A 638-nucleotide genomic window follows, 5' to 3' on the forward strand; every position below is an offset into this window, starting at 1 on the left:
TCGGCGATTCCCGCCGCGTGGATGACGGTGGTCAGGGGTTGGTCGTCGGGGATGGTGTCCAGGAGGTGGTGGAGGGCGGTGCGGTCGGAGACGTCGCAGGCGGTGATGGTGACGGTGGTGCCCAACGCGGTCAGCTCTTCGGTCAGTTGGTCGGCGCCGGGTGCGTCGGGTCCGCTGCGGCTGGCCAGCAGGAGGTGCGGGGCCCCGTTTTCGGCGAGCCACTGCGCGATGTGCGCGCCCAGATCGCCGGTGCCGCCGGTGATGAGTGTGGTGCCGGTGGGGCGCCATGGGGCGCCCGTCTCGCGGGGTGCGGGGGCGGTGCGCAGGCGCCGGGCCATGGCCCCGGAGGTGCGGATCGCGATCTGGTCCTCGCGCTGGCTGTCGGCGAGCAGGGTGGCCAGGTGTGCGGGGGTGTGCTGGTCAGGGGTGGTGGGGAGGTCGATGAGTCCGCCCCAGCGGTCGGGGTGTTCGAGGGCGGCGACCCGGCCCAGTCCCCAGACCTGGGCTTGGGTGGGGTTGGTGAGGGGGTCGGTGGGGGAGACGGAGACGGCGCCCTGGGTCAGGCACCACAGGGGAGCGGTGATGCCCACGTCACCCAGGGCCTGGAGCAGCGCGGTCGTGGCCGCAAGCCCGGCGGG

At 74.0% G+C, this 638-nt stretch carries 1 protein-coding gene; it reads right to left on the bottom strand.

The window, feature by feature from the left end; all coding sequences use genetic code 11:
• On the bottom strand, positions 1-638 hold a 638-nt coding region (locus tag AC5P1B_RS35790; protein ID WP_493892213.1), incomplete at both ends, for a beta-ketoacyl reductase.

The organism is Streptomyces sp. A01, from assembly GCF_059026195.1.